Below are 20,746 nucleotides of genomic sequence, written 5' to 3'. Positions count from 1 at the left end.
CCGTTGCGGCGATATGTGACCGCGAATTAATTAGAAAGGCCTTCTGATTTTCGCCTCAGTACCGTGGGAGCTTCGCTTAGTGGAAGTGGTGGCGATGGTGAAATCCCGATCGGGAGGTGCGTGAGTCGGCAGCGTCAGCCCGGTGGGTGAATTTGGACGATGCGCTCACCGCATGTGCGGGAACCTGCCGATGCCGGACACACTAGAGCGTGCGCCGGTTGGCGGTCACCGTATGGAGGGGATGGCGAATGAGCGTGTTGGACTTGTTCGACTTGCACGGCAAGCGGGCGCTGATCACCGGGGGCTCCACCGGCATCGGCAAGAAGGTGGCTCTGGCCTATGTCCAAGCCGGGGCTCAAGTAGCCATTGTCGCAAGGCATTCCGACTTATTGGCGATGGCCGCCGAGGAACTCGCCGCAGCCGGCGGCACGGTGCTCCCCATCTGCTGCGATGTGACTCGGCAAGAGCAGGTAACCAGCATGTTGGACCGGGTCACCGCGGAGCTGGGTGGGATCGACATCGCCGTGTGCAACGCCGGGATCGTCGGAGTCACGCCGATGCTCGAGATGTCGCTGGAAGAGTTCGAGCGCATCCAGAGCACCAACGTGACCGGCGTATTCCTCACCGCCCGGGCCGCAGCCAGGGCCATGGTCAAACGAGGGCAGGGCGGGGTCATCATCAACACCGCCTCGATGTCGGGCCACATCATCAACGTCCCGCAACAAGTGGGCCACTACTGCGCGTCCAAAGCGGCGGTCATTCATTTGACCAAGGCCATGGCAGTGGAGCTGGCCCCGCACAAGATCCGGGTTAACAGCGTAAGTCCGGGTTACATCCTTACCGAGCTCGTCGAGCCCCTCGCGGAGTATCACCGGCTGTGGGAGCCGAAAATACCGCTCGGCCGCCTGGGCCGTCCGGACGAACTCACCGGCCTCTACCTCTACTTGGCCAGCGAGGCATCGAGTTACATGACAGGCTCCGATATCGTGATCGACGGTGGATACACCTGCCTCTGAGGCCTGTTTCGGTTGCGCGGTATGCGGCAACATGGCGGGACGGGTGCGGCTCGCTGGACCAGCCGAACCGCACGGTGACAAATCCCGGCCGGCCCTTGAGGCGTTGGCCGAGTTGGATGCCCTGGTTCGCCCGCAAGGCCAAGCCCGCGTCGTGGTGGAGACTTTCTTCGGCGTGGCCAGTCAGCCCCTTTCGGCCGACCGCGCCGACGTCGTGGCCGAAGCGATCGCCGGCGCGGACGCGTCCGCGCTGTATCGCGTCGGCTACGCTTATGCGCCCTTCCATTGCCCGGACTGCGCGGCGTCTTACTGCGGAGACCATTGGAACTGGCGGGAATTCGATGACGACCCGTACAGCGGCATCGAAGGCGACTGTCCCCGAGGGCATTTCCACGTGCTGGCCTATTAACCCCACTCGACGAGGCGGCGACGCCCGAAACGCGTTCGCATACCTGGCGAATACAGCGCACGCAAACGTGGGCCGGCGGGTCGCACCCCGCTGGCGTCGCGCAGTTCGTCATCGAATTCGACGATCTCCGCGGCATGCAATGGCCACGTGTCATGCTCATTCGGTACCCACCACGTGCGGCCGCCCCGGCGAGTGTGGGCGCCCCAGCGGGCGGTCAGCCAGATCTCCAGCGGCGTGGGCTCGACCACCTCGCCAATGTCGATGGTGAGCCGGCTGCGCAGCCCGCGCCGCGGCCAACGGCGCACGCTGTCATACGTAATCCGGTTGCCGTAGCGCATCATTCGCATCCTGGCCCAGGTGTAGGGGACGCCGAGGCCGATCCGGGTGACGGGCACGACCGCCAGCCGCGCGGTTTCCAGCGATCGGAAGAGGACGCCGTGGCGCCCGGCGTCGTCGACGGAGTAGAGCCGGATGTTGGTTTCCTGGAAGCTGCCGAAATAGGGCAGCGGGAGTGCGGTGCCGAGTTTGGTGCTCGTCAAGAAAAACGGGACCAACGCCACGTAGGTCATCCCATCGGCGAAGACGTCGGGCCGGGTCCCGGATGGATACAGCTGCGCGATACTGTTCGGTAGCACCGGCCAATGGACGAACGTCAAATCAGTCCAGAGCTGGTCGAAGACAACCGGACCGCTCAGTCGCGGGGCGGTGACCGGGTACCCCACCAGGGCCGAATTCTCATCTGGCGCTTGCGACGACGGCTCAGGGGTGGCTGTCATTCGACCATCGTGGCACGCGGGCCGGACGGTGGTACGGATTCGCGAAAGCTCATCAGCGGGGCCGGCGCCGTCAATTCAGATCGGGAGCCGACGGTTCAGGAGCCGTCGATAATCCATCTTCGTGCTTCTTCGGTCTGTGCGGCGGGAAAGTGACGAATCGTTGCCGCCACGAAGTGTGACGCCAGATGCTCGACGACATCTCCAAGATGAGAGTCGGTGACCACCGCGACCTTTTTCACGTGCTTGTGGTGATCTCGGACGAATCGGAAGTGGGTGACCATCGCACCGAAGCTGTCCCAGCCGGGAAACCCGGGAGCATCGATGATGAGCCCGGCCAGGTCGCCCGTCGCCTCGATATGGGGGTCAGCCGTCTTCGCGAGTTGGTCGAAGTCGTCGCTGTCGAGCGCGGATTTGGGTCGCACCAGCAGGATCGAGTGGTCGGTGTCCAAGTCGTATTCGATCATGTGTTACTCCTACCAGTAATACTTGCGCGAAGGTGGAACGAGATCGTCGAAGGCCGAATCATTGCCGTGGCGCCAGCGCCCGAGCGCGGCGTGGACGGCTAAGCGGTCACGATGCCGCTGATTGCGGTTCTCCTGACGATGCTGTGGCCCGGCATGGCACATCGAGCAGGAGCAGACGTTGGTGCCGGTGTAGTGAAGGCCCCAGTGACACTTGGTCGCTGGGAACCAGCTCTCCCACTTCGCGGGGGGACGCTCAGGAAGATCGCAGACAGCGTGAGCGGATGCATGCTGCGCTTCGGCAGCGAGATCGCCCCGGGCGAGTTGAACCCAGAACGGAGCATGGGCGTCGGTGCGGGACAAGGCAGAGCCTCCGGGGACTATGGCCCCTGCCCGCTACCCCCGGATGAGGACGGACAGGGGCTGAGGTGTCTCCACCGAGTCCCGGGCCCTGCGATATACCGTGCTCACGGATCCAAAGCTATCCAGCAATGCTCCCACCGGATACCGACAGCTCACGTTGGCGGGTGTCCGCTCTTAACACGATTGAACGGTACCGAGTTCTTGCTGGCGACGTCCGTGATCGCCTCCGCCGCAAGTCGTGGCTAAGAGGCCAAAGTCCCCTCTATGTTGGCCGGTATGGCTATTTCACGGTGTCGTAAAGGGGGCTCGTTAGTCGCCGCGGTCGCGGTGTTGATCGGAATCGGCGTGGCACCGGCCGGACGCGGCGGGGCCGATCCGGAGTGTGCCAACGGGCAACCCGACGCCGTCCCGGCCGGCAAAGGCCAGCAGGTGATCGTCGACTACTTCGCGGCAATCAACAACCACGAATACCGCACCGCATGGGGATACCTCGGTGGGCCGATGCGGGCCATGTACAGCACCGGGCTGGCGACGTTCTCGTCTGTCATGCGTGAACACGTGAAGTGCGTACGAGTCACCAGCATCACCGTTGCGAGGAGTACCGACCCGGATATCTCCGCGTCGCTGGGAATCCAGTGGTATCGGGTGACATTCGACGCTGAGTACCTGACGCCGTTCGAGGCAGGCGTGGGCACGCTGCCGCCGTTCTACAAGACCCACGCCGACCCCCATGAAGGAGCGCCACCGCCCCTCATCATCAACCAGGGCACCAGCCCCTGAGTCTTGGGGCGAGCGAGGAGCTGAAGATGGGAATATACCCCCGCCGGTATTTGTTGGGACGGGTTGGACCACCGAAAGGACCGCGATGACCGTCACCGACACTCCCACCGCCGCCATGCCCCGGATCGGGGAACCAGCACCGGCTTTTACCGCCGTCACCACCCAGGGCCCGATCAACTTCCCTGCCGACTATGCCGGCAAGTGGGTGATCTTCTTCTCCCATCCAGCGGATTTCACGCCGGTGTGCACGAGCGAATTCATGACGTTCGCGTCGATGCAGCAGGAGTTCGCGGCCTATAACACCGAGCTGGTCGGCTTGTCCGTGGACTCGCTGTACAGCCACATCGCTTGGTTACGAACGGTCAAGGACAAGATCAGTTTCCGCGGTATGCATGACGTGGAAGTCGGTTTCCCGCTGGTCGAGGATGTCTCGATGCAGGTCGCGCAGAAGTACGGGATGATCATGCCGGGCGAGGACGCCACGAAGGCGGTGCGCGCAGTCTTCATCATCGACCCCGGGGGCATAGTCCGCGCGATCATCTATTACCCGTTGAGCCTCGGACGCAACTTCGACGAGCTGTTGCGAGCGGTCAAGGCGCTGCAGACGGCCGATCGCTTCGATGTCGCGACGCCCGCCGATTGGCGCCCCGGAGACCGGGTGATTGTGCCACCGGCGGGTTCGTGCGGCACCGCCAAGGAGCGAATGGATGGTCACGTCGCGGGCGTCGAGTGCGACGACTGGTTCTTCTGCACCAAAGAACTCGGCGCCGATGACGTCGAGTCGGCGATTCGAGTCGATGGCCGTGCCTGACACGCCGGGTGCCAGCGAGTCCGAACGGCACTTTCCCCCCAGGCCGTGGCGGCGTACCTGCCGGGAGGTCCCGGACGACGATCCGTCCGACCTGGGCTGTCGAGACCCGGATCAGGCGGTCGTTGTGCCCGTGAATGGACTGGGGCCGAAGACGTTTCGTACCGGACCGACCGCGAGCTGACGGCGCCGGGGAACCGGTTTCGGGATGCGGCGCCCGCGTCACCGGGCGCCATGGCAGGCTGTGCGTCGTGACAGCGGCAGAAGCGGCGAAGCTCGCCTTCCAGATAAGCCTGTTCGTCGTGATCCTGGGTTACGGATTGACCGCACAGTTCGGCGACGTGGGCTACCTGACGCAACGCCCGGCACTGCTGGTGCGGTCGCTGTTGGCGGTCCTCGTCGTTGCACCCGGGGTGGCGGTGCTGCTGGTACAGGTGATGGATCTGCGGCCGGAGATCGCCATCGCGCTGGTGACGTTGGCGATCTCGCCCCTGCCGCCTTTGTTGCCCCGCCGCGGGGAAAAGGCCGGCGGGCATGTCCAATTCGGGTTGGGCCTGGTCATCGTGCTGGCGGTGCTCGCCGTTCCCGTGCTCGCCGTGGCTGCGACCTTGCTGGGCAACGTATTCGGGCATCAGTACGTGGTCAGCCCAGGGGCGATCGGCAGGCTGATGCTGGTGTCGGTGTTGGCGCCGCTCATTGCGGGGATGACGATCGGGGCGGTCTGGCCGGCGGCGGCCAAGCGCATCGCGGGTCCCATCGAGAGTGCCCAGCGCTGGGTGCTGCCGGTGGCAATGATCGTGCTGTTGGTCGCCGTGGCGCCGCGGATGTGGAAGCTGGTGGGCGAATCCACCCTTGTCGCCATGGCGGTATTCGTCGTGGCGACCTTGGCCGCGGGGCATCTGTTGGGTGGGCCCGATCGCCGGTTTTCGGCGGTGGTGGCTTTCGCGAGCAGCTGCCGCCACCCGGCGACCGCGTTGGCCATCGCGTCGGCGAACTTTCCCGGCACCGACGAGCACGGGGCGGTTGCGCTGTACGGCCTGATCACTGCCGGGGTCGGCATCCTCTACATCCGTTGGGTGCGGCGGCACGAAGCTGCCTCGCCCGGTTAGAGAATTCCCAAGCCATGCAAGGCTTTCCACCCGAACCAGAGTCCGAAAACCGTGCCCACGACGACCATGATGGGTCGGTTGTTGTCCTGGAGCCAGCGCAGGATCCGGTCCAGCAGGGTGCGTGACTGGGTGGGGAATAATGCGGCCATGGCGATGATCAGCAGGTTGGCGCTCATGGCCAGCAGCACGAACGCGATGTAGGAAGCGATATTGGCGGCGCGCGGCAGCCCCGCGTTGCCGATCACGCTGATCGCGGCCAGAGTGAACACCCAGGTCTTGACCGAAACCGTGATGACACCCGCGCCGATGAAGAAGGCCTTGGTGGGCGTCGCCGTCGTCAGCATCGTCATCCACTTCGGCGGTGGCGCTTCGGGATCGTCGTCGCTCAACAATTCTCGCGCCGCGGTGACGAGAAACAGCAGGGCGACCACCAGGAGGACGGTCGACACAATCCAGTGGTGCGGGTGCGTCGCGTCAGTGCTGCGGGCACGGGTGCCCCAGTGCAGGATGGTGCCGAATATGAGGCCCTGCAACAGGCGGGTGCCGATATGCCCGCCGACCCAGGCGCCGGCCGTCCGCAGATGCGATGGCGTGCCCAGCAACATGATCGTGATCGCGATCTCGATCGGTTCCAGGACGCCGCCGAGAATCAGCGGGATAAGGCTGCTCCACATGGCGGTCACCGGCTGAGGATAGCGAGTCGTCGCCCCGTCTCCGCTACTGTGAGCCCAGCGCGGCGCGCATCTCAGCTTCGGCGATCGCGGCGGCGAGATCGGCCGGATGCGGGTCGACGGTGACGTCGATGCGATCGATCCGGCCGGTGAACCGGAAGTCATGCCCGTACGGTGCGACCGGAGACCCGGTATCGACGCCGACGTCCAGCGTTTCGCCGCTCATCGAGAACCGGAACGGGACGGTGCGCTCCAACCGGCCGCTGACCACGGCGGCGTGGTCGACCAGCAGCGTCACCGATGCGCCCTTGCCCAGTCCCCCGCCGTCGTAGTCGAGCGAAAGCCCAAGATTCACAGGGCCTTCGGGCAGTGGCCGGGGTGCGGTGACTGTGGTGAGTTCGTGGCCCAGATAGTTGTAGGCAAAGCTGGGCACCCCGTCTTGCAGATAAAGGCTCCACCCGGCCATCGCCCCGCCGACAGAGATGACCACCCCCTGAGCACCCCCCGGCGGGATGTGCAACTGTGCCCGCAACATGAACGACGTACTGGTGTAGCTCAGCGTCACCGGTTCGGGGATGCGTAACTGACCCGGGTAGTAGGTGACCGAGGTGCGATCACCGAGCAGGCTCGGCCGGTTGACAGGCAGCGCCCGCGCCAGCGTGGCATCGCTGAGCGGGTAGACGTCGTACTTGCGTGCTTCGGCGTCGAAAACGGCCTGCAGCTCGGCGAGTTTGTCCGGGTACTGCTCGGCCAGGTCGGCGCTCTGGCTGAAGTCGTCGGCGATGTGGTAGAGCTCCCAGCGCTCGGCGTCGCCGAACGGGATATTGCGCTGGGCGCGGATCCAGGGCAGCCGGCCATGGAAGCAGCACGCCATCCAGCCTTCGTGGTAGACGGCACGATTGCCGAAGATCTCGAAATACTGCGTGGTGCGCCGGCTTTCGGCGGTGGCGTCGTCGAACGAGTACCGCATGCTGACCCCTTCGATCGGCTTCTGCTCGATGCCGTTGACGCGCTCGGGCATCTCGATGCCGGTGACCTCCAGGATGGTGGGGACGATGTCGATGACGTGGTGAAACTGGCTGCGCTGCTCCCCCGCGCCGGTGATACCGCGCGGCCAGGAGATGGCCATTCCGTTGCGGGTGCCGCCAAAATGGGATGCCACCTGCTTCATCCACTGGAACGGCGCGTCGAGCGCCCAGGCCCAGCCGACGTTGTAGTGGTTCTCGCAGCGCGCCGTGCCGAAATCGGCCAGGTGTGCAAGCAGCCATTCGGGGTCCTCGGGCAGTCCGTTTTGGAACGCCGGCGAGCTCCAGGCACCGTGCAGCGTTCCCTCGGCCGACGCGCCGTTGTCACCGCAGATATAGATGAACAGCGTGTCGTCCCATTGCCCCAACTCGTCGATGGCCTCGACCACCCGCCCGATCTGGGCGTCGGTGTGGGCCAGGAACCCGGCGTAGACCTCCATCAGGCGCCGGGCCACCGGCTTGTATCGATCGTCGTAGTCCGCCCAGGCGGGTATCTGCTCGGGGCGAGGGGTCAACTGCGTGCCGGGTGGGATGATGCCCATCTCGATCTGGCGGGCGTATGTCTGCTCCCGCAACGCATCCCAGCCGTCGTCGAACTGGCCGGCGAACCGGTCGGACCACTCCGGCCACACGTGGTGCGGGCTGTGTGTCGCCCCGGGCGCCAAGTACACGAAAAACGGCTTGTCGGGCGCCGACGTCTTCTGCATCCGGATCCACTCGATCGTCTTGTCGGCAAGATCCTCGGTGAGGTGATAGTCGTCGCGCCCCAGATACGGCTCGACGGGTGTGGTCTGGTCGTAAAGCGCCGGCTCGTACTGCGATGTGTCGCCGCCCAGGAAACCGTAGAAGCGCTCGAAGCCAAGGCCGGTGGGCCAGCGGTCGAACGGGCCGGCGGGGCCGGTCTCCCAGGTGGGGGTGAAGTGCGCCTTGCCGAACAGCGCGGTGCTGTAGCCGTTCATTTGCAGGACCTGTGCGACGGTCGCGGTGCTCTGCGGCAGCACGCTGTCGTAGCCGGGGAATCCGTAGGCGATCTCGCAGATGGTCCCCATGTGGGCGCTGTGGTGGTTGCGTCCGGTCAGCAGCGCGGCACGCGTCGGGGAGCACAGGGCGGTAGTGTGAAACTGGTTGTAGCGCAAGCCCGCTCCGGCAATGCGTTCGAGAGTGGGCGTGGGAACCGGCCCGCCGAACGTGGACGCGGCGCCGAACCCGACGTCGTCGAGCAACACGATCACGACGTTGGGGGCACCGGCGGGTGGATAGGTGATCGTCGGCTTGACCGGGGTGGACCCGGCCACCGTCGGGTTGATGGCCCCGGTGAATGGTTCGTTGCCGCGCGGTAGGTCGACCACTATGCCTCCCGCTGGTCGGGTGGAGCCTGCTCGATTCCGGTCCGCCCGGCGCCGTACACCGGGCCACTACACCGTAGTGGCTCGAGGTTCGCGGCTGCAGGCACACGGCAAATCAGCGACGACCCGGGCGTCCGGATGGCGCGCGCCGGCCGCGGTTTTCAGCTCAACCATGCTGAGCAACAAGGAGTTTCGCGAGCCGAAGCGCCACCCGCCCGACGTTGCGAGACGCTAGTGCGCTCCCAATACGCCGCTGAGGTATTGGGCACGACAGGCCCGGCGAGCCAGCTTGCCGCTGGTGGTGCGCGGAATGGCCCCTGCGGGGAGGAAACGCACGTCGGCGGCCCACAGCCCATGGCGATCGGCAACCGCGGCCCGGATCGCCTCGATCGCCGGTTTCGGGTCGGCGTGACTGGTGCCCGCCGCACGTTCGGCAATGATCACCAACCGCGGGCTGGAGTCGTCCGTATCGCCAGCATCCGGCAGCTCGTTGGCCGGTGCCGCGAAAGCCGTGACATATCCGCGCCGGACGATGGGCGATGCCGCCGCGACGGTGGCCTCGATGTCCTGCGGATAATGGTTGTGGCCGTCGATGGTGATGAGATCGGCGATCCGCCCCGTGACGTACAGTTCACCGCCGAGGTAGACGCCCAAGTCCGAAGTCCGCAGCCAATTCCCTTCGAGCGCAGCGCCGTTGGTGCGGCTGTGCTCGTTAAGCGCCGATTGCAGCCTGGCGCCGAAGGTGTGGCGCGTTTCGTCCGGCCGCCCCCAGTAGCCGCGGCCCACGTTGTCTCCCTGCAGCCAGATTTCGCCGACTTCGCCATCCGGCAGTTCGGCGCCGGTGTCGGGGTTGACGATCACGGCCCACAGGCTGCGCGCGACGTGACCGCACGAGACCTGCACGACGGCGTTGGGGTGATCCGCCGCGACGCGCACCGCCCGGCCGGTGCCCAGTTGTTGCCGGTCGAGGTAGATCGCCGTCGTTTCGGCGGCGTGGTCGATGGTCGCAACGAGCAGCGTCGCCTCGGCGATGCCGTAGGAGGGCTTGAACGCCGTCCGGGGTAGCCCGTAGGGCGCGAACGCCTTGTTGAACGTCGTGATCGCCTCGATGCTGACCGGCTCGGATCCGATGATCAGCACGACATTGCGCAGGTCGATGTCGTCGCCCTCGGCGGGCAGACCACGCTGAGCGGTCCACTCGTAGGCGAAGTTCGGCGCCGCCGTGACCACCCGGCCGGTCCGCGACCCCGCGGCCAGCGCCTGGATCCACCGCTGCGGCCGCCGGACAAACGCGGTCGGCGACATCAGGGTGGAGTGCCCGCCGTACACCGCCGGGAAGCCGATCATGGACAGCCCCATGTCGTGGTAGAGCGGCAACCAGCTGACGCCGTGCGTGTTGCGGTTGAGCAGGTCGATCGACAGGATCATCTGCACCAGGTTGGTGCCGACGGCGCGGTGGGTGATCTCGATGCCGACCGGCGGTCGCGTCGAACCCGAGGTGTACTGCAGGTGGGACACGGCGTCCATGTCCAGCTCGACCGGACTGAACTGCTCCCCGGCCGAATCCGGTATGCGATCGATGGTGAGCACGCGCGGCTTTCGCAGGTGCGGATGGGTGGCCAGAAAGCCCTCCACGGCGGCGCTGGCGGCCGTGGTCGTCAGGACGACCGCGGGCTCCGAGTCGCGCAGTGCGGTATCGAGACGTTCGGCGTGACCGGGCAATTCCGGGGCAAACAGCGGCACCGCAATGGTGCCGGCCTTGATCGCCGCATAGAATCCGGCAACGTAGTCGATGCCCTGAGGCGCCAGGATGGCTACCCGGTCACCGTTGCCGGCGAGCTGTTGGATCTGCGCGCCGATGGCCGCCAAGCGCACCCCGAGCTGCGCCCAGGTCACTTCACGGGCTTGCCCCTCGGCGGAGCGGGTGTAGTCCAGATAGCGATACGCGATCGAGTCACCGACGTTGGCGATGTTGCGTTGGATCAGCGAGATCAGGGTGGTGCCGGGCGGTAACGCGATGCTGCCGTCTGCAGCCAGGCAGTCCTCGATCTCCAGCAGGCCTTCTGGAGCCGGGGAGCCCCGCCGGAAACCGTCATTCATACGCGCAGTCTATGCACCCCTGCCCCGTCCCTCGGGCAACGACCGGGTGGCCTCGGTCACCGATCGGGTGCCCCGATCGAACCCGGCGCCGGCAACCGGTCCACTAGAGTCCGTGCCGAACCCGCCCGCCGATCGCGTCAGCCCAGGAGCATCCATGGATTCAGCCGACCAGCGCGTCCTGTCAGTCACCCGCGACGAAGCGCTGAGCCGGGTGCTGGTATATCGGGAACGTGGCCGGACCCGGCCGATGGTGGTGCGCGCACCCCTGGCCATGCTCGCCGGTGCGTTGGTCATCGCCTCCATCCCGCTGATCGTGCTGCTTCCCGAGCTGGGCATCCCGGCGCTGCTGGTCGCATTTCGGCTGCTCGCGGTCGAAGCCGATTGGGCCGCGCGCGCCTATGCGTGGACCGACTGGCGTTTCACGCAGGCGCGTGCGTGGTTGCACCGTCAGTCCGGATTTGTGCAGGCAGCCGTCATAGGCGGTTTGCTGCTGGTGGCCGCCGCTTTGGTGTGGCTGGTGGTCGACGAGCTGGGTTAGGCAGGTCTAGGCGGGTCGAGGCAAGGTCCAGGCACGGGCGACCCAATGACGACCGAAAAGGACCGGCAGGGTAGGCGACGCGGCGTGATACAGCCGCTCACCGCGCTATCCGTCCGGTATGTCGAACGCCTCATGCCGGATCCGTATTTGTTCGCGGTGATCCTCACCGTCGTAGTGGCCGTACTGGTCGGCCTGCTGGTCGACGGCGCGACGCCGGCGGGCGCGCTCAACGCGTGGTACGGCGGCGTGTGGGGCTCGCAGAACATCTTCACCTTCGCCTTCCAGATGGTGCTGATCCTGGTGACGGGTTACACGCTGGCCGAGGCGCCGGTTCTGAAGCGGGCCATCATCGCGGTGGCGAGCAAGCCGACGAACCAGGTCCAGGCCGCACTGCTGTGTTTCGGTGTGAGCGCGGTCTTTTCGTTGCTGAACTGGGGGCTCGGTCTGGTCGCGGGGGCGCTGGTCGCCCGTCAGGTCGCGAAACGGCTTGCGGGCGCCCATTTCGGTTATCTTGTCGCCGCGGCGTTCATGGGTTTCATCGTGTGGACGCAGGGGCTGTCGTCGTCGATTGCGCTGGCCAACACCGATGCCGGCAGTCCGATCAACGTGATACACAAGCTGACCGGCACGGTGGTGCCGCTGAATCTGACGATTTTCCAGCCCTACAGCTGGGTCGCCGTGATCGTGGTGCTGGTGCTGCTCGCGCTCGCTATCCGGCGGATGGAGCCGGCGCAGCCACTCGAGCCCGACCCGGCCGTTTTCGAGGACGAAGAGCCCGTCGCGGCCCCGCCCGCGGGCAACCGGACATTTGCCGAATGGCTGGAAAACCTGTGGATTCTCAACGTCGGTGTCTTCGCCGCCGGGCTCAGTTACTTCTGGCTGAGCGGCTTTGCGCTGAACATCTCGTCGACGGTCATGCTGTTCACGGTCACCAGTGCGTTGCTGCACCGCACACCCATTCGGTTCATCCGCGCGTTTTCCGGTGCGGCGAGGGTGTCCGGCCCGCTGCTGCTGCAGTATCCGCTGTACGGCGGGATCATCGGTCTGCTGGGTTATGTCCCCGCTGGATCGGGCCAGCCGCTGCAGACGGTGCTCGCTGCGGCCCTGGTGACCGGCGCCAGCCAATCCACCCTGCCGTTGTTGACCTTCGTCGGTTCGATCGTCATCTCGCTGTTCGTGCCGTCCGGCGGCGGGCACTGGGCTGTGCAGGGGCCCGTCGCGGTCGACTCGGCACTTGCCATCGGCCAGCACTCGCCGGCCTACCTCGGGCTGATCTCGATGTCCGTCGCCGTCGGCGAAGCGGTCGCGAACATGATCCAGCCGTTTTGGCCGCTGCCGCTGCTGGCCATCGCGAAGCTCAATGTCCGCCAGGTGATGGGCTTTACCGTCGTCGCCTTCCTGATCGGTTCGGCGGTTTTCAGCGCTGCGCTGCTGGTGGCGCCGCATGTGCTCTGACGTCGCCGCCGGGTGCTCGCCGCGGGACGTCACCGCGGAGTTGGCGCGCCGTCTCGTCGACACCCAGTTCCCGCAGTGGTCGGCACTGGCCATCACTCCCGTGGCCCGGCACGGTGTCGACAACCGCACCTACCGGCTGGGTGACGAGTTGTCGATCCGGTTGCCCGCTGGGGACCGGTATGCGTATCAGGTTGCCAAAGAACAGCATTGGCTGCCGCGGCTGGCACCGCAGCTGCCGCTGCCCATACCGCAACCCGTCGCGATGGGCAGGCCCGCATTTCACTATCCCCATCACTGGTCGGTATACCGCTGGCTCGACGGCACCACCGCGGCCGAGGCGATCACCGACTGGGGCCCGATCGTGCGCCCGTTGGCCCGCTTCCTGCGCGCGCTGCACCGAATCGACGCCGGCGACGCCCCAGAACCGGGACCGCACAACTTCTTTCGTGGCGCACCCCTGCCGGTGTACGCCGAGGAAACCTGCGCAGCCATCGACGCCCTCGACGATGAAATCGACGTCGCCGGCGCGCAAGCGGTGTGGGCCGCCGCCACCGGCAGCACCTGGACCGGCGAACCGTGCTGGTTTCACGGCGACGTGGCTGCCGACAACCTGCTGACACAGCGCGGACGCCTCACCGCGGTCATCGACTTCGGGCTCTGCGGTGTGGGCGATCCCGCGTGTGACACCGTCCTGGCCTGGACCCACCTCGACGCGGGCAGCAGAACGACATTTCGCCGAACGCTGGACGTCGACGCCGCAACCTGGGCCCGCGGCCGTGGGTGGGCGCTGTGGAAGGCGCTGGTGAGTCTGCGCGGCCACCTCGAAGCCGGCGACCGGCACGCCGCCGCGGTTTCCCGGTCCACCATCGATCGTGTCATTGCCGACCATGCCGGCGAGCGATAACGCCGCCGGTATCGCACGGCCGCCCGATCCGCCCACCGAAGCTCACGTTATGTGCCAACAGTTTTGACTGTTACCCCTTGCCAAACGCCGTCGGCTGGCATAGGCCTGAATACATGACATCGAAGGATCCGCAGCAACCGAAGCGCCCCGACAGCCGTGCGTTCGGCCCGGTGATCGACCGCCTCGGCCCGCGGCTGCGCGCCGAGTTCGAGCAGTTGCACCGGTCGGAGCGCGCCATCCTTGCGGCGCTGGCCAAACCGGAGGTCGCGCGGCAGTTCGCCACCGACCCGCTGGCCACCTTGACGGCGTTGAAAATCGATGTCCCGCCGATCATCAAACAGCGGCTCAAGGCGGCATCGCTGACCGGCGACGCCCCCGACCTGCACCGCCCACGAGCGTTCCGGTTGCCGAACGGACAGGTGATCACCGCCAACGTCAACATCCGATTCACCGGCTAGGCCACTCGTGACCAGACAACGCCAGATAAGGAGGGTGTGGTGTCGGGGGAACAGACGCACGGCTACGACCTCGTCGTCGAATTCGCTGAACAGGCCTATCAGCAGCTACTGAGCGTCGTCTTCGACACCGGCGGCTTTCTGCTGGGCACCATCCTGGGGGGCCTCGGCATTCATCTCGACCCGGCCACGCCCTTTTCGGTAACGGTCTCCTTCGACCGGCCGGGCGGCCTGCCGCCCGGCGCGACCGACGTCGTCGACATCCATGTGCTGCTCGGCGACGCCGGCACCCTCGGGACGTTGCGCATCGTTGCCAGCGTCGACGTGGACACCAGCACCAACGGAATCGACCTGGTGCGAATCGATCTCGAACAGAAGCTGTGGCTCACCGAGATCTCGGTGGCGGGGTTCCCGATCCCCGGCCTCGACGGACTGTTCGCCGCCTTCCTGCGGAACAACGTCAAACTGATCCCGCTGGTGCCGTTCCCCGTCGACCACGCCACCAGCACCACGACCGCAATGAAGAACGCCGACGTGCTCATCGTCGACGACACCTCCCCGGCCGACAAAGACGCGTCGGCGTTCCTGGTCACGTTCGGCGGCGGCAGCCCCGGCGACAAGTCGGCGTTCACCCAGAGCTTCATCACCGGGGGCGGCAACGGGGGGATCGTCGCGTCGATGGGTTGGATCTGCCGGGTCATCAGCCCGATGATCGACAGCGCGCTGAACCTGGGCGGCGCGTTCACCAACTGCACGCTGACCCGCACCGTGCGCATCGACGAGGACAACGAGGTGGATCTGACCGGGTTGTCGATCACCGCGGGTGACGACGGCGCCCTGCATGTTCAGGTCAAGATCACCAAGTCGGGCTTCTGCTATTCGGCCACCGGCACCGTCGGGGCGAAGATCACCATCGCCGTCGCCGGCGGCCAGCTCGTCGTGCAGGTCCAGGCGGACGATCCCAACGTCGACGTCGACATCCCCTGGTACTGCTGGGTGGCGGGCGCGGTGATCGGCGCACTGCTCGGGGCGTTGCTCCCCTCCGTGATCTACGTGATCGTCGGCGCGGTGCTGGTCCCGCTGATCATGTACATCGCCGAAGAGGTGATCGAGGGCACCATCAACAGCGTCGCCGCACACATCACCGACGCGCTGAACCAGCTGCTGGTCCCGGTCGATATCCCCGCGGTGGGCTTCAACATCGTCTTCAGCGACGCGCGCATCGACGACGTGCAGATCGGCTGCCGCATCCGGCCCATCGACACCGCCCCGGTGCGCGCCGCCGGCACCGTCGTCGTGCCCAACGGTTCGGCGTTCGATCTCGACAGCGGCCGGGTCGGCGCGCGCGACATGCCCAGCGGCGACCTCACCGTGCTCGGCGGCGCGTTCGACCGGACGGTACGGGCGGTGTGCGGTGCCCGCTGGGCCCGAACGGGCCTGCGTGACTTCGACGGCCTCTACCGCGCGGCCGTGTACGGCTACGCCTACGACGCTCCGAACCCGATACCCCTGGCCGACCTGGCGACCATCGACCCCTTCGGGCTGCTGTTCGGCAACCCGTTCAGGGAATCGCTGCGCATCTACGGCGTGCGCACCAACGAAGGCAGGTGGGCGGCCGTTCAGGCCGTGGACGTGACCGTCGACCACATCCGGTTCCGCTACATCACCTGGGAGAAGGCGCTCGCCTCGGTTCAGATTGTCGGCGGTTTCACCTGTCCGCCAAGCGTTTTCGGCACCTTCGGGGAGGTCGCCAAGCCGGGCGCGGCGGTTTTCGCGCCCTCGCCGGCATTGCGCGTCAGCGCAGTCGGGACGCAACGTGATCCCTGCAACCAGTTGCGTGCGGCGCTTGATGCCGTGGCCGCGGCTCCCCCTGCCGTCAAGGGCGCCGACACCGTGAACGACGCCATTCGCGCGTTACCTCTCATCGATCGGCGCATCGGTACCTTCGTCGGAACCGTGGTGCGGCCGATGCGTCCGCAGGGCCGATTCGACGCTGTCGCAACGGGTTTCGGCCCGGGACTTCAGGCCAAGTGGCAACTCGACGGCACCGCGCTCGGGGCGGCCAGCGGTCAAGTAGACCTGGGCGGCGGAGCGATCGCGCACTACCGGATCGCCGGGACCACCCTGTTGCTGACCGTGCAGGCCGGCAAGCCCGTCGAGATGCTGCTATCGGTGACCGTCGTCGACGAAGAGGCGCACGTGGCCTCGGCCGAGCGGTGTGTGCACTACGAGCCGCGATGCGTCAACCGCGGCCGCCTGACGCCGGCATGGCGCGACTACCGCACGGCCTGGGCGACGAACTTCGGCGTCGTCGAGGTCCCGGCCCCGCGCCCGGTCATCGGCTGACCAGCCGCTACGACGCCGGCTCCTGCTCGTCGGCGCCCCGGTAGGGCGCACCCAGATGGGGCACCTCGAGCGGCCCGGCGCGACGCGCGGCCGAGATGGCGCTGCTCAGCAGCGGCGCCAGCCCGGCGAACGATCCGACATCGAACAGCAACAGCGTCAGCAGGCGGTTGTGCACATAGCCGAACGAGCTGCCGGTGTCCGGGTCGGCCCAGCCAAGAGTTCCGCCCAGACCGATGTGGCCGTATCCGGGCAGCAATCCCGGCACCGGCGACGACTGGTAGCCGTGGTGATAGCTGAACGGAATCCCCAGGTTCAGATCCGGTGTCAGATTGGGTTTTCCCCGCAGTTCACTGACCAACTCGGAGGACAGCAGTCGGGTCCCATCGATGACGCCGTCATTGGCGATCGCCCCGTACACCTTGGCCAGCCCACGCGCGGTGACCACGCCATTGACAGCGGGAAGCTCGCCGTCGAGAAACGGCATATCGCCCTGCAGCATCGACATGATCCCCGGGAAGTAGATCGAACCGAGCAGCCCGGAGAACGACAGCCCGGCGACCTTCGGCGCGACGAAGTCGAGCACCGGCGTGGGGATATTCGCCTGCGGTAACAGCGTCTGCGCCGCCGTGGTGGGCGAATCGGCCGGCGGACGGCCCAGATGCAGACCGTCGATGTCGAGCGGGAGCGCAAGCTCTTCACGGAACAGCTCGCGCATGCCCTTGCCGGTCACCGCCCGGGCCAGACCGGATAGCAGCCATCCGTAGGTCACCGCGTGATACGCCATCTTCTTGTGGGTGTGGTCCAGCGGCGCCGCGGCCAGCTTCTCCTCCATCAGGAGGTGGTCCAGCACTTCCTTTTTGCCCACCCCTTTGAGGTGAGACAACCCGGCGCGATGCCGCAGCACGTCGCTGACGGTGACTTCGGACTTGCCGTTGGCTCCGAATTCCGGCCAGTATTCGGCGACCGGCACGTCGTAGGACAGCAGCCCGCGGTCGACCAGGCGGTGGACTACCGTCGCGGCCAATCCCTTGGTCGCCGAGAACACCATGGCCCCGGTGTCGGCCGTCCACGGCACTTTGCCACGCCGGTCCGACCAACCGGTCCAGACGTCGACAACCTGCACACCGTCGATGTAGACCGCCAGCGCTCCGCCGCCGAACATCCGGCCGGGAAACAGCGCATTGAACGCCCGGATGAGCCCGGCGAAGCGGGAATCGCAGGCACCTTTGACGCTGGACGGCAGGCCATTGTCGGTGGTCAAGACGGACGGTTTCGCCATAACTGAATGATTATGCCTACCGCGAGCGCGGCGCATGGGAATGACGCATCGGGTTGAAGTAGAGATCGACCCGAAGCTACATCCAGAGACGTCCCAGTGCGTCGGCCATCGTTTCGGGGTCCTGCTTTTCGGTGTTGCAGCTGATGGCCACCGAGGTCCGCCGGTCACTGCTGACGCGAAACTCGGTGACGAACCCCGCCCAGCTGCCGCTGTGTTCGAGCGTGCCGTCGGCGCGCGCGAAGATGCCTGCGCCGTAGCGGTCGCCGCCGCCGGGCTCGGTTTCCACCGCCCCGGCCAGCTGCTCCTCGAGCAGCTTGGGGCCACCCACCGTGCCGGTTCGGTAGTTGTCCGCCCATCGCACGAGTTGGCTGGGCGTGGTCTGGATGGCCCCGTCGCCGATCTGTTCCCATGGCGAGTCCAGCACCCGAAACTGGGAACCGGTGTCGCCCTTGTCATACGACACGGCCTTGTCGGGAATCTTGCCGACCGGATCGACCGCCATGGCCAGCCCGAGCGGTTGGAAGACCTCGGTGCTCAGGAATTCCGGCAGCGGATGGCCAGACACCCGCCGGACGATCTCACCCAGCAGCAGGTAGTTGGAGTTGGAGTACTCGAAGTGGGCGCCCGGGCGAAACCCCAACTCGGGCGCCGCTGCCAACGCTTGCAGCGCTTGAGCCTGGGTGGTCCGGTCGGTTGATTGATATCCCTGCTCTTCGAGCAGTCCGATGTAGTCGGGTATGCCGCTGGTCTGGTGCATCAGTTCGGCCACCGTCACGGTGGCGGCCCAGTCCGGCAGGTCGGGAACGTACTGGGCCAGCGGGTCGCTCAGGGCCAGCCGTCCCGCGTCGACCAGCAGCAGGATCGCGGTAGCGGTGAACTGCTTGGCCACTGAGCCGATGTCGAAAACGGTGTCGGCGGTGATCTTGGTGCCGGTCGCCAGGTCCGCGATACCCCGAACTCCCGTCCAGACCACTTTCCCCTCCACGCCTACCGCGGCCGAGCAACCCGGCTCCTCGGCGTTGACGGCGCCGTCCAACACGGCCTGGCTGCGGACCTTGGCGCTGGAGTTGGCGGCGCTGGTCGCGGTGGTGGTGGTGGTGGTCGAGGAGCTGACGGCGGTGTGCTGGCCGGCGCACCCACCGAGCAGCAACGCGACCGCCAACAGGGGCCCCCACCGGTGTCGCTTGCCGGCACGACCTGGCCGCTTGTGGGCGGGCTCGACCGGAATCGCGGGCTGCGACGGGGACAGCGACATCTCAGCGGGAGCGTTCGTCAAGCCGGACCACTGTCGCCACATCCCCTTCGTCATCGCCGTCACGGACTCCCCGCGTCCGGCCGGCGATCGTCGGGTAACACACCCAACGGTGCCGGCAAGACTACGCTGCCGAGCCGATTGGCCGGCATTTCGACGGGCCTGCGGACGGATTAGTCCGCTGGAAACCATCGAAATCAGTTTGGCTGCTTGGGCTTTCAAGCGTCTGAACGGAAGAGCCGGCCCACCAGGGATCGGTTCGGGTCGGCTTCGCGCTCGGCAAGCATCAGTTCGATGCCCTCCTCGATCGCGGCGGCCGCACGCTCGCGCACCTTACGGGCGGCGTTGTCGTCGGCTTCGTGTCCGGCGAACTCGGTGGTGTCGATCGGCTCGCCGAACCAGTAGTACTGCCGCTCGGGTCGCGGTACCGGGGTCAGCCCCACGCCGCGAACCAGCGGTGGGCCGTCGGGCGTGCCGAGCAGCTTGGCAGCCAGGAACTGGCTCGGCGCCAGCAGCGGGGAATCGGTGTCGAGCACGATATCGATGCCGTGCTCGGCTCCCACCGAAGCGAACGGCACGATCGGATACCCGTGCTGAATTGCCAACCGCGCGAACCCGAGTCGGTTCTTCCAGACCAACTTGTACTGCTCGTTCTTGCGCTTGTTGACCTCACGGGCGCCGCCGGGAAACACCATGACCAGTTCGCCGCGGCGCATCAGTTCCGAGGCAATCTCGCGGGTGCCTTCGACGACTCCCATCCGCGTCAGCATGTCGCGCCACCCCGGAACCTTGAAGTGGGCGTGGTCGCCGAGGGATCGGACCAATCTGCCGCGCTCCCAGAGCTCGGCGGCCAGCAACGGCGCGTCGACCAAGCCGAGCGTGTTGTGGTTACCCACCAGCAACGCACGTTCGGTCGGCACATTCTCGATGCCATAGACCTTGGGCTTGATCAGTATTCGCAGCGGCTTCATCAGTCGTAACGCCGCGTCGACGTCAGCTTGGGACAGCGCGGCTGGAACTGAGACAGTTTCGGCGTTCGGCACATCGTGAGTATGCCCCGGCGCCGCCGCCGCGGCATTGTTTTCGCTGCCCTGCGACTGCCCGAGGCCGCTCCGCAGGCGGTGTCACGGTAGGGTACCCGTCAGCCAGGTCAGTTTTGTCGGGGCGGGAGTCGGATATGCCGGGACGGAAGTTCTCCTTCGAAGTCACCAAGTCCAGTAGCGCGCCGGCCGCGACACTGTTCCGGCTCGTGACCGACGGTGGTCGATGGTCGGAGTGGGCCAAACCCATCGTCCTGCAATCAAGTTGGGCGCGCCAAGGTGATCCGGCGCCTGGCGGGATCGGAGCCGTCCGCAAGGTCGGCATGTGGCCGGTGCTCGTGCAGGAGGAGACCGTCGAGTACGAGCAGGATCGCCGTCACGCCTACCGGCTGATCGCGCCCCGGACACCGGCCAAGGACTACCACGCTGAGGTCGTCCTCACGCCGAATGCGTCGGGCGGCACCGATATCCGCTGGAGCGGCTCGTTTACCGAGGGCGTCCGCGGAACCGGACCGGCGATGCGGGCGGCGCTGGGCGGCGCGGTCAAGTTCTTCGCCGGCCGGCTGGTGAAGGCAGGCGAGCGCGAGTCCGGTACCGCACCGTAGCATTGTGGGCT

Annotated in this window: 19 protein-coding genes; 11 read left to right on the top strand and 8 right to left on the bottom strand. The window is 66.5% G+C overall.

Annotated features, from left to right (window positions below; all coding sequences use genetic code 11):
* Nucleotides 1–248 precede the first annotated feature (248 nt).
* Together MKAN_RS01045 and MKAN_RS01040 are read left to right on the top strand one after the other, a co-directional pair.
* Entirely contained in the window at nucleotides 249–1,016 is a 768-nt protein-coding gene (locus MKAN_RS01045) for an SDR family oxidoreductase (protein WP_023364342.1), read from the top strand.
* The gene (locus MKAN_RS01040; protein WP_133163505.1) at nucleotides 997–1,422 is read left to right on the top strand and encodes a hypothetical protein; all 426 of its coding nucleotides are present in this window, start codon (nucleotides 997–999) and stop codon (nucleotides 1,420–1,422) included. The genes MKAN_RS01045 and MKAN_RS01040 overlap by 20 nt, the downstream gene beginning before the upstream one ends.
* Here the strand turns inward: MKAN_RS01040 and MKAN_RS01035 are convergent.
* Together MKAN_RS01035 and MKAN_RS01030 are read right to left on the bottom strand one after the other, a co-directional pair.
* Nucleotides 1,419–2,198 (bottom strand): YqjF family protein, encoded by a 780-nt coding sequence (locus MKAN_RS01035; RefSeq protein WP_023364338.1) that lies wholly within the window; start codon nucleotides 2,196–2,198, stop codon nucleotides 1,419–1,421. The two genes, MKAN_RS01040 and MKAN_RS01035, sit on opposite strands and share 4 nt — an antisense overlap.
* 95 nt (nucleotides 2,199–2,293) lie before the next feature.
* Complete coding sequence (locus MKAN_RS01030; protein ID WP_023364336.1) at nucleotides 2,294–2,662, bottom strand: SpoIIAA family protein; 369 nt, start codon at nucleotides 2,660–2,662, stop codon at nucleotides 2,294–2,296.
* Nucleotides 2,663–3,298: 636 nt separating this feature from the next.
* Here MKAN_RS01030 and MKAN_RS01025 point away from each other — a divergent pair.
* From MKAN_RS01025 to MKAN_RS01015, 3 genes are all read left to right on the top strand, one after another.
* Nucleotides 3,299–3,802 carry a hypothetical protein gene (locus tag MKAN_RS01025; RefSeq protein WP_225722824.1) on the top strand — a complete coding sequence of 168 codons (504 nt, stop codon included), beginning with the start codon at nucleotides 3,299–3,301 and terminating at the stop codon, nucleotides 3,800–3,802.
* 85 nt (nucleotides 3,803–3,887) lie between these two features.
* Complete coding sequence (locus MKAN_RS01020; RefSeq protein WP_023364332.1) at nucleotides 3,888–4,613, top strand: peroxiredoxin; 726 nt, start codon at nucleotides 3,888–3,890, stop codon at nucleotides 4,611–4,613.
* Nucleotides 4,614–4,861: 248 nt separating this feature from the next.
* On the top strand, nucleotides 4,862–5,719 hold the full coding sequence (locus MKAN_RS01015) for a bile acid:sodium symporter family protein (protein ID WP_023364330.1): 858 nt from the start codon (nucleotides 4,862–4,864) through the stop codon (nucleotides 5,717–5,719).
* On the opposite strand, the gene MKAN_RS01010 is transcribed toward MKAN_RS01015, so the two are convergent.
* From MKAN_RS01010 to MKAN_RS01000, 3 genes are all read right to left on the bottom strand, one after another.
* The gene (locus tag MKAN_RS01010; protein ID WP_036394177.1) at nucleotides 5,716–6,393 is read right to left on the bottom strand and encodes a GAP family protein; all 678 of its coding nucleotides are present in this window, start codon (nucleotides 6,391–6,393) and stop codon (nucleotides 5,716–5,718) included. The genes MKAN_RS01015 and MKAN_RS01010 overlap by 4 nt on opposite strands.
* Before the next feature lie 43 nt (nucleotides 6,394–6,436).
* Entirely contained in the window at nucleotides 6,437–8,764 is a 2,328-nt protein-coding gene (locus MKAN_RS01005) for an arylsulfatase (RefSeq protein WP_023364326.1), read from the bottom strand.
* Between the two features lie 228 nt (nucleotides 8,765–8,992).
* Nucleotides 8,993–10,861, bottom strand: coding sequence for a fatty acyl-AMP ligase (locus MKAN_RS01000; protein ID WP_023364324.1), 1,869 nt, complete (start codon nucleotides 10,859–10,861; stop codon nucleotides 8,993–8,995).
* 154 nt (nucleotides 10,862–11,015) lie between these two features.
* Between MKAN_RS01000 and MKAN_RS00995 the strand changes: the two genes are divergently transcribed.
* The 5 genes from MKAN_RS00995 (at nucleotide 11,016) to MKAN_RS00975 (ending at nucleotide 16,559) form a co-directional block, all read left to right on the top strand.
* Complete coding sequence (locus MKAN_RS00995) at nucleotides 11,016–11,399, top strand: hypothetical protein (RefSeq protein ID WP_023364322.1); 384 nt, start codon at nucleotides 11,016–11,018, stop codon at nucleotides 11,397–11,399.
* 45 nt (nucleotides 11,400–11,444) lie between these two features.
* A complete protein-coding gene (locus MKAN_RS00990) occupies nucleotides 11,445–12,854 on the top strand; it encodes a TIGR00366 family protein (protein ID WP_023364320.1) in 1,410 nt (469 codons plus the stop codon).
* Nucleotides 12,844–13,758, top strand: coding sequence for an aminoglycoside phosphotransferase APH(3') (locus tag MKAN_RS00985; RefSeq protein WP_023364318.1), 915 nt, complete (start codon nucleotides 12,844–12,846; stop codon nucleotides 13,756–13,758). Before MKAN_RS00990 ends, MKAN_RS00985 begins: the two co-directional genes overlap by 11 nt.
* A gap of 113 nt (nucleotides 13,759–13,871) precedes the next feature.
* Nucleotides 13,872–14,216 (top strand): hypothetical protein, encoded by a 345-nt coding sequence (locus MKAN_RS00980; protein ID WP_023364316.1) that lies wholly within the window; start codon nucleotides 13,872–13,874, stop codon nucleotides 14,214–14,216.
* 39 nt (nucleotides 14,217–14,255) lie between these two features.
* On the top strand, nucleotides 14,256–16,559 hold the full coding sequence (locus tag MKAN_RS00975) for a hypothetical protein (RefSeq protein WP_133163507.1): 2,304 nt from the start codon (nucleotides 14,256–14,258) through the stop codon (nucleotides 16,557–16,559).
* A 7-nt stretch (nucleotides 16,560–16,566) separates the two neighbouring features.
* Here the strand turns inward: MKAN_RS00975 and lipL are convergent, their stop codons facing one another.
* The 3 genes from lipL to MKAN_RS00960 form a co-directional block, all read right to left on the bottom strand.
* Nucleotides 16,567–17,838, bottom strand: coding sequence for an esterase/beta-lactamase LipL (lipL, locus tag MKAN_RS00970; RefSeq protein WP_023364312.1), 1,272 nt, complete (start codon nucleotides 17,836–17,838; stop codon nucleotides 16,567–16,569).
* Between the two features lie 76 nt (nucleotides 17,839–17,914).
* Nucleotides 17,915–19,093, bottom strand: coding sequence for a serine hydrolase domain-containing protein (locus tag MKAN_RS00965; RefSeq protein WP_099184914.1), 1,179 nt, complete (start codon nucleotides 19,091–19,093; stop codon nucleotides 17,915–17,917).
* Nucleotides 19,094–19,308: 215 nt separating this feature from the next.
* Nucleotides 19,309–20,061, bottom strand: coding sequence for a lysophospholipid acyltransferase family protein (locus MKAN_RS00960; protein WP_023364308.1), 753 nt, complete (start codon nucleotides 20,059–20,061; stop codon nucleotides 19,309–19,311).
* Nucleotides 20,062–20,267: 206 nt separating this feature from the next.
* Between MKAN_RS00960 and MKAN_RS00955 the strand changes: the two genes are divergently transcribed.
* Nucleotides 20,268–20,735, top strand: coding sequence for an SRPBCC family protein (locus tag MKAN_RS00955; RefSeq protein WP_023364306.1), 468 nt, complete (start codon nucleotides 20,268–20,270; stop codon nucleotides 20,733–20,735).
* The last annotated feature ends 11 nt before the right edge of the window (nucleotides 20,736–20,746 follow it).

Origin of the sequence: Mycobacterium kansasii ATCC 12478, assembly GCF_000157895.3 — a bacterium.
Taxonomy (GTDB): domain Bacteria; phylum Actinomycetota; class Actinomycetes; order Mycobacteriales; family Mycobacteriaceae; genus Mycobacterium; species Mycobacterium kansasii.
This window is presented reverse-complemented; position numbering and strand designations above follow the sequence as displayed.

Bases quoted from the DNA above. Each gene is read 5' to 3' on its own strand.
- MKAN_RS01045 (WP_023364342.1), top strand. From the start codon at position 249: ATGAGCGTGTTGGACTTGTTCGACTTGCACGGCAAGCGGGCGCTGATC.
- MKAN_RS01035 (WP_023364338.1), bottom strand. From the start codon at position 2,198: ATGACAGCCACCCCTGAGCCGTCGTCGCAAGCGCCAGATGAGAATTCG.
- MKAN_RS01030 (WP_023364336.1), bottom strand. From the start codon at position 2,662: ATGATCGAATACGACTTGGACACCGACCACTCGATCCTGCTGGTGCGA.
- MKAN_RS01025 (WP_225722824.1), top strand. From the start codon at position 3,299: ATGGCTATTTCACGGTGTCGTAAAGGGGGCTCGTTAGTCGCCGCGGTC.
- MKAN_RS01020 (WP_023364332.1), top strand. From the start codon at position 3,888: ATGACCGTCACCGACACTCCCACCGCCGCCATGCCCCGGATCGGGGAA.
- MKAN_RS01010 (WP_036394177.1), bottom strand. From the start codon at position 6,393: ATGTGGAGCAGCCTTATCCCGCTGATTCTCGGCGGCGTCCTGGAACCG.
- MKAN_RS01000 (WP_023364324.1), bottom strand. From the start codon at position 10,861: ATGAATGACGGTTTCCGGCGGGGCTCCCCGGCTCCAGAAGGCCTGCTG.
- MKAN_RS00995 (WP_023364322.1), top strand. From the start codon at position 11,016: ATGGATTCAGCCGACCAGCGCGTCCTGTCAGTCACCCGCGACGAAGCG.
- MKAN_RS00990 (WP_023364320.1), top strand. From the start codon at position 11,445: ATGACGACCGAAAAGGACCGGCAGGGTAGGCGACGCGGCGTGATACAG.
- MKAN_RS00985 (WP_023364318.1), top strand. From the start codon at position 12,844: ATGTGCTCTGACGTCGCCGCCGGGTGCTCGCCGCGGGACGTCACCGCG.
- MKAN_RS00980 (WP_023364316.1), top strand. From the start codon at position 13,872: ATGACATCGAAGGATCCGCAGCAACCGAAGCGCCCCGACAGCCGTGCG.
- lipL (WP_023364312.1), bottom strand. From the start codon at position 17,838: ATGGCGAAACCGTCCGTCTTGACCACCGACAATGGCCTGCCGTCCAGC.
- MKAN_RS00965 (WP_099184914.1), bottom strand. From the start codon at position 19,093: ATGTCGCTGTCCCCGTCGCAGCCCGCGATTCCGGTCGAGCCCGCCCAC.
- MKAN_RS00960 (WP_023364308.1), bottom strand. From the start codon at position 20,061: ATGAAGCCGCTGCGAATACTGATCAAGCCCAAGGTCTATGGCATCGAG.
- MKAN_RS00955 (WP_023364306.1), top strand. From the start codon at position 20,268: ATGCCGGGACGGAAGTTCTCCTTCGAAGTCACCAAGTCCAGTAGCGCG.